Origin of the sequence: Limnofasciculus baicalensis BBK-W-15 (assembly GCF_024178385.1) — a bacterium.
Taxonomy (GTDB): Bacteria; Cyanobacteriota; Cyanobacteriia; order Cyanobacteriales; family Coleofasciculaceae; genus Limnofasciculus; species Limnofasciculus baicalensis.
The window spans coordinates 1-7,587 of sequence record NZ_JAMZMM010000304.1; the positions used below are offsets into that span (position 1 = coordinate 1).

Annotated in this window: 2 protein-coding genes and 1 pseudogene; all 3 read right to left on the minus strand. The window is 44.2% G+C overall.

What is annotated here, in order from left to right; translation table 11 throughout:
• Positions 1–2,063 (minus strand): annotated as a pseudogene (locus tag NJ959_RS22645) (hypothetical protein); the annotation flags it as partial.
• Between the two features lie 338 nt (positions 2,064–2,401).
• Positions 2,402–4,930, minus strand: a complete 2,529-nt coding sequence (locus tag NJ959_RS22650; RefSeq protein WP_254014010.1) for a putative PEP-binding protein — start codon at positions 4,928–4,930, stop codon at positions 2,402–2,404.
• 312 nt (positions 4,931–5,242) lie between these two features.
• Positions 5,243–6,910 carry a bifunctional 3,4-dihydroxy-2-butanone-4-phosphate synthase/GTP cyclohydrolase II gene (gene ribBA / locus NJ959_RS22655; protein WP_254014011.1) on the minus strand — a complete coding sequence of 556 codons (1,668 nt, stop codon included), beginning with the start codon at positions 6,908–6,910 and terminating at the stop codon, positions 5,243–5,245.
• Positions 6,911–7,587 lie beyond the last annotated feature (677 nt).

Consider the following 7,587-nt stretch of genomic DNA (forward strand, 5'->3'; position numbering starts at 1 on the left):
GGATTAGTCTTTACAGGCTGAGAGATAATTTGACTACCGAAAATCGAGCCTTGGTTAGCGACTTGGGTTACCCCAGGAGGATTATTAATTCTCACCTGAAACTCAACATTTGCTGATAGTAATGGTCCAATAATTCCAGTAGGCGTGCCGATACTGTTTACGGGTGCGCCATTACCAGAAAAGGGCATAATATTCCCTGGCGCATCAGGGAGTAAATCGCCATTGAGTTTGGTGCTTCCAGGGATATAGGTTGTCCCTTCTGGAATGGGATCTGAGAAAATAGCATTTGTGAGTGGAGCGCTGCTGACATTAGTAATTTTAATCGAGTAAGAAATAGCTTCCCCAGGATCTGCTGCTCCATTGTTATCAGTATCGATAACAGTAGCACCTTTAGTCGATACTACAATATCAGTAATTGGGGTAGTATTTTGTGTAGAGTTATTCCCCAAAGCATCCGGACGTTCTGGTCTGGTAAATACAGTGGCAGTGTTAACAGCATTCACTCCAGGAGTTTTGGGTACTCTTACCTTAACAACAACAGATTGATTTTCACCGGGAGCTAGGGGAGGATCTGTGGAGGGATCGACGGAAAGTCCATTCCCAACATAGTCACAAGTGACAATTCTAGGAGTGCGGGGATCGACTAAGCAACTCCAACCTACACCCTGAAAGCCTTCAAAGGTAAACCCATCTGGTAGTGTGTCTGTCAGGGTTACAGGACCGTAGGTAGGACCTGGACCAAGATTGGTTACAGTTAAGGTGTACTCGCCAATTTCTCCTGCTACAAACGTAGGCGTGTTACTTTGCTTCGCTACTGTGATATCAGGCAAGGGTGTGGGATTAATCGTACTAATCAGGAGATTTCGGACTTCGTGAAAATTGGTCGATCCTCCCGTTGAACTAGCATACCCAAACTTGAACGTGGCAGGTGGTGTCCGTTGTCCAGGTTGGAGCAAATTTACCGGAGGAATACTCGGTTGTGCTGGGAAATTACGAGTCCCTGTAAAGTCGATAAATACACTGACTTTAAAATCAGGTGTGAGAACAATTCTGACACTGCGAGCTGCTGGGTCCCGATTACTTGCATTGGGAACATCAATCCCTTGACTCAGAGGTCCTGAATCAGCGAGATAGCAATAGCCCTGATTTCTATCACTGGGGGTGAGGGATGATCCTCTGATTGTCACAGAATCGGAACGTCTTATCGTTGTGCTGGTGCCATAAGGAGAGCTAGGATTACAACCCGTACCCCGTGTTTCCCCATCATTGGCGAAATTGCCAAACTCATCAAGACCAACACCAAGATACCCTGCTTTTAAACCGGGCACAGGATTTCCTAGATTATCAATTCGCTGGGCATAGCCGAGGGAGCCACCAAACGCTCCAGGATCGGGATTAACTGTATCCCCATCAAAAAGGAAGAAGGTTAACCCATCTGCTCCCGTACCCCCATAAGAGAAGTAGTTGAACTCAATCACCAAACCGTTAGTGGCAGGAATCGGAAAATTATAAAAAACAAAGGCTGATTGGTTTTTGGCATTTGAGGTGAGTCTCAATGCGCCTTGTGGCACTGGTTCCAGTGGATCGAGTGGGGCATTAGGGCTGCAAGGGGGAACCGAATCCCCTGTCGTTGGTGTGATTGGGTTTCCTGCGGTTAAACAGGCTTTAGGTGAGTTTAAACCTGCACCTGCTGTCCAGCCAAAGGATGTATTGTCACGGAATTGTTCTTCAAGAATAGTTGTCGTTTGAGCGTTAACCCGCGCACCAGTAAGGGTGAGGAGAAAAAATGTCGTGCTGACAAGAGGTAAGAGGTGAGAGGTGTGGGGTGAGAGGAAGTTTGGTTCTTTTGATCTCTTATAGCAACCGCCACAGCGGTTAGGAGATTCTAAGCTAGCAAATTTTAACAAGGGGCTAGAGCCAATTGTCCTAAGCGCCTTGGCGACTGCTATATCATAGACAAAATTACACTTAAAATTCCCAAGGGCTAAGAAGTCGGGTTTCTTGAAGAAACCCGACTTCTGTTTGTGATGTTTATTTACACCCACCTGTTTAGCTCTGTCCATTTTACTCAGCTTGACCATGAGAAAATTTTTCCCCTCATCCCTTGGCGATTATACAAGAGCATAACTTTATAGATTGCAATTTAAACTGTAGAAATATGGACACCAAAAAAACTAGCTGTTGAGGAATAAGACATGATGAAAAAAACAAAAAACCATACCCCTATTATATAAAAAGGGACAAAAAACAATTCCTTTGGTAGTTAAGGAAATTGGAGAGTTGGATTTTGAGTTTATTCATATATATCCACTTGCTCCTATACTGCCCAATTTAGTCGTAAAAAATATCACATCCAAATCAAATCCAGTCCGCTTGATTATAATTTGCCCCATTCCCGATCTCAATTCCCAATCCTTTCGCGCGCCGCTTCTAGGAGCAGACGCTTTTCAGCACGCGCGATCGCAATATAAGTATTTTCTACATTATTCACATCCACAGAAATTGAGGATATCCCCCACCGTACCAAAGAGTCAATCAATTCCGGATACTGAGCTGGTGCTTCACCGCAGATGGAGCAGGGAATGCCAGCATCTCTTGCCATCGCAATCAGTTGCTTAATCGCCCCCATTACCGCTGGATGACAGCCATTGGCAGTATAACCCGACTCGGTGCTATCCCGCTCCACAGCAAGCAAAAGTTGAGTTAGATCGTTTGTGCCAATTGAGATTCCCTGAACCCCAGCTTTAACATAATCGGGTAACAGAAACAACACCGAAGGCACTTCTGCCATAATCCAGAGCCGGAAGTCAGGATAATCCATTAATCCGCTTTTTTCAACTCGACGGCGACAAAAGACAAATTCCTCTACAGTACGGACAAAGGGCAACATCAGCTGCACATTACTGTAGCCCCTAGCATAGACTTCCCCTAAAGCTGCCAATTCCACATCAAAGGAAGCGGGATCTCTGAGATAGTGACGAGTACCTCGGTGATTTATTACTTGGGGTGTCGAAGGCGAGCTACGCTTGGGCAATTCAGATGTCTCCCTAGTTGTTAGTGGTTTTTGTTCCGACAGACTATTGCTAGAAACAGCAATAACACCAGATTCTGGCAAATCTAGGGAGCGATATAAAACTTTTCGTGGCATAAATGCAGCCGCAAATGGAATAATAAGTTGGGCAATACGACTTACTAACTCATTCTTTCTTCCCTGTCGTAACCATTCTGTGGGATGTAGATTTTCCAAGGCATCCAGAATCATTAATTCTGAGCGCAATAATCCCACTCCATCTACTGGTAAACCCTCAATTCGTTTTAAGGATTGGGATTGACTTAAATTCACTAAAAGTTCAGTAGCGATTGGCAATTGGGATAAAGAGTAAAGTGGTGAAATCCTCCCCTCCTCCAACTCTTTCCTCCTCCCTCTTTCCTCCTCCTCCCGATACTGCATTGGCTGGGCTACTCCCTTAACTTCTCCTCGATTTCCATCTACTAACAGTAACTCACCAGTTTGAAATAGTTGAGTCACACCTGCCGCACTGACAACAGCAGGAATACCGATTTCTCTGGCAAGAATTGCCCCATGACTAGTCATCCCAGATTCCTCGGTAACTACACCAGCGGCTTTTTTAAGCCAAGGTAGCCAGTTAGGGGATATAGTTTGGGCAACTAAAATTCTACCAGGAGGGATATCTTCCAAATTTTGAGGATTGCCGATAATCACTTGAGCGAGTGCTGTAACTTTTCCGGTAGCTGCTGCTATTCCTCGAACTAATTTTCCAGTGGGCTTTAAGTTTTGAGTTGGAATTTTTGAGTCTTGATTTTTAGATCCTAAATTAGACTTCAAAAGTGGGGAATCGGAGAGATCTTCTCCGATTTTTGATTGCCAGTTTGGCTGAGGGCTAAATTGGGTAATATAGAGTTGTGGTTCGGAGTGACTTGGAGTGTGACAAATAGTCCATTCTATAGAAAAGATCGGGGTAATTTCATCACTTAATCGCTGACATAAATCGATCAATTGTTTTAGGTATTTGTACTCAATGGCATACTGTTTTTGCTGTTCTTCACTCAGAGGGTAAGCTTGGATGCTATTTTCTGTGAGCGTTTCTATCTTTGGCTGCGTTATATCGCCAGATGATTTTAATTTGCTACTAAGACGATAGGCAATAGTTTTATTACCTAGTTGTGAGGCAATCGTCTTACCAGTTTTGACATTGATTTGGTAAGAGTCGGGTAAAACTTCTCCTTTTGCGATCGCCAATCCCAATCCCCAAGTAGCTTTAATGAGCAATTGTTCTCCGTCAGCTTGAATAGTGCCAGATGCAATGGCATCGTAGATTGGTTGCACTGTCACTGCTAAATTGAGTTGGTGTAGTCCAATACCAACGCGCTGCCAGTAAAACAAGCTTCTCGCACGAAAGAATTCTGCCCAAACTCGTTTTAAGGCAAGAGTCAAAGATTCTGGTTCTCCAAGACAAATGTAGGAGTCCAACAGCCCAGCATATTGCAGGTTATCTGCCAAATTTTTAACTTGCAATATCTCGATTGGCAACTGTTTCAATGGTAGCGCTAAGGAAGGTTGTAAAATAATTGCAGATCCTTCCATTATTTGAGTGGCACTTAATAGCGCTGAATTCCATAGAGGTGGCAGAGTGGAAGCGCTAATTCCTTGACGAATTTGTTGGGATACTAACTGTAACTGACGCGGATTGTCTACATTTACATGTAATGAGGAATGGGGCAAATCTGCTAATAATGGCTCTGAGGAACCTAACTTTTCTATAAATTCCCAAAATACCTTTCCCGGAACGACAAAACCAGGTATAACAGGGTAATCCTGCTGCAAAAGTTGACTTAAATATAAAGCCGTGTTTCCCACAATGGAGTAGTCTGAGGGTTGAATCCGAGCGAACCAGTAAAGATTGTCCACGATTAACTCTTTAATGGCTTGGGTTTTCTCTCTGCCTCGGCGTTGCCCGTACAATCTCGCGGCAAATGCTAGAGATTACGAAGTTAATACCACTTATAGAGTTATTTGTCAATCCGTATTTGTGGGGATTTCCCCTAATTAGGGGGATAACCAATTCCTAGATTTTACGGATTCCCGATCGATCGATTTAAACCTAAGATGACATTAACAGAAAATGCTGAGTCCCCTGGTAGTTGAATGTCTTACGGCTACCAGGGATTTTTCTATCTGGGTCACTAACTCTAACTACTGCAAGGAGTTCGAGTTGTTGACTCATCGTTCAAAACTATAAACTTGTTGAGTAGTTAAACTATCGCAGATCGAGGATAGCTCAGTCAAAGGGAACCTCTGTCGATCTAGCCGGACTTGTAGGCTAGTCAAGGGATCGATACCAGACGACACCAGAATAGAAATCCGTCCCACTTGAGGCCATTCACTTAAATTGTCTAAAATTTTGACGATCGCCTGTAAGTAGGGATGCTGACTATTATTGTACCAATCCGGCGCAGCTAAATTGGCTTGGTCAAAGCCGAGGTGGATAATTAAGGACGGTTTGTCAAATAACGCGATCGCGACAGGGCGAGATTCCTCCTGTAATAATAGATCTTGGCTATGGACTAAATGTCGGATTTTTTCCAATCGTTCGTACCGTTGAGCGATCCCTTGGGGAGCATCATTCCAGTGAATTGCCACGGAAACTAAATAGGTTTGTAGTAACAAGTGACCTAGTTTCTGTGCCTTAGTCGCTAAATAGCCGGAATTGTAGTCATTGGATTCAATCAGTAAAGGTACTCGATCTACTACTTCAAGACCATATCCTCTCAGTCCAGCAATTTTACGAGGATTATTGGTGATCAAGCGAATTTTTTTGATCCCGAGATCGTTGAGCATTTGTGCCCCCATCCCGTAGTCTCGCAAATCGGCTGGGAATCCTAGGCGTTCGTTAGCTTCAACGGTATCAAGTCCCATATCCTGCAAAGAGTAAGCCTTTAATTTATTTACCAGACCAATACCACGTCCTTCTTGGCGCAAATAAACCACGATGCCTTGACCCGCATTCTCAATCATCTTCAGCGCCGCTTCCAGTTGCATCCGGCAGTCGCAGCGGAGGGAACCCAAAGCATCTCCAGTTAAACATTCCGAGTGCATTCGTACCATGACCGGACGATCTTGAAACTGGGCGGGATCTCCCTTAACAATTGCCACATGTTCTGAATTGTCTAAAGTGTTGCGGTAGCCATAAATCTCAAAATTTCCAAAAATCGTGGGTAATTTGGCAAGACTGGCTCGATAGACAAAGCGATCGTACTTGAGGCGGTAACTAATCAAGTCCGCAATACTGATTAATTTAAGTTGATGTTGTCTGGCGTATTCGATTAATTGGGGTAACCGCGCCATTGAACCATTGAGATTTTGAATTTCACAGATCACCCCGGCTGGGTATAAACCCGCCAATCGGGGCAAGTCAACAGCAGATTCGGTATGGCCAGCCCGTTTCAAAACCCCACCCTCTCTAGCACGGATCGGAAAAATATGACCGGGACGGCGTAAGTCAGAGGGTTTAGTGTTTGGGTTGATGGCAACTTGGATAGTTTTTGCGCGATCTTCAGCGGAGATGCCAGTGCTAACCCCTAGCTGAGTTCCAGCGTCGATGCTAATCGTGAATGCCGTTTGGTTGCTGTCAGTGTTTTTACTGACCATTAACGGTATATCCAAAGCGTCGAGGCGTTCCCCCGTCATTGCCAGACAAATGAGTCCCCGTGCCTCCACTGCCATGAAATTAATCATGTCGGGGGTGGCGAACTCGGCGGCACAAATTAAGTCGCCTTCATTCTCGCGGTTTTCATCATCAACTACCACCAAAGGGCGACCCGCCTTGAGATCTTCTAGGGCCGCATCAATTGAATCAAATTCAAACAAATTAGTTTCAGGGGATTCCACTTCCAGAGTGCGGGTGCTAAACCTTTAAAATTTATATTATTTCTGGCAAAACAAAACTTACTCAAAATGAGCCTAGTTAATGAACTGGCTTATTTTGACGTTTGCTTCCTGTTTCAACCAAGGATGGGGAGCATCTTCTTGTCCACAGGCGTTAATTCCGCAGTTGCCCTGCGTACTCTACACTTCAAGCTCTCCCGCTCGTTTTTCGGTGAGCTAGTCATACAGTACTTCTTGATTGTATCTGATACTTTTAATTTGGACAATCTCCGACAATCTTCGACAATCAAAATATAGCCATCCTATTACTAGGAAAGGTGGTATCCCACAAAGCTATTGCTCTAAAACAATAGCGCATTTTAATATCAAAGACACCTGCAAACATTGAGGACTACGCCTATAAATAGGTATCCCTGTATTTACTGGTAGCTGAAAAAGCAATTGGTGTTACTGACTTTCTTGATCCCAAGTTGCTTATTTCCGTTAAGCCGAACCATTGGTTTCTGACTGATCTAATTCTACCAGAGCAGCGCCAATTGTGGGTCAAGTATTTTTTCACACAATGGCCGACATTGTTGAGCTTATTACCGGAAAGTCGCTAAAACAGTCATCCTAGCAATTACTCGTCTGCCAGTCGTAAGTTGTAAGTTTGTAGTGGAAATTATTTTAGGGGTTAGGGG